This window comes from Snodgrassella alvi, from assembly GCF_002777855.1.
GTDB lineage: Bacteria > Pseudomonadota > Gammaproteobacteria > Burkholderiales > Neisseriaceae > Snodgrassella > Snodgrassella alvi_E.
On record NZ_MEIK01000010.1, the window covers coordinates 1 to 324 of the forward strand.

At 37.3% G+C, this 324-nt stretch carries 1 protein-coding gene; it reads right to left on the minus strand.

All coding sequences use genetic code 11. The features are described from left to right. Nucleotides 1-324: calcium-binding protein (locus tag BHC43_RS10640; protein ID WP_373885625.1), on the minus strand; the 324-nt coding region annotated here is incomplete at both ends.

Below are 324 nucleotides of genomic sequence, written 5' to 3' on the forward strand. Positions count from 1 at the left end.
ATATCCTGAGGGTTAAGCGTTACATCTTCAAAAATAAATTTGAAAGAACGATATTCGCCATAACTAAAGTTGAAATAATTAGGCAGGGTAAGTGAATCGTCCTCACCATAGGCTTTGATGATTAAATCATTACCGGAACGACTGAAATAATTTTCAGAGAAATTGGCGCCTTTAAACACAATTTCATTGAGTTCATTGATATCATAATAATTTCCTGTATCTTTAATGATGTCGTGACCATGGCCTGCTTCGAATTCATAGCGGTCTTTTTCATAGTTGCCACCGTTGAGAGTGTCATTGCCGGTACCGCCAATAAGGATATCG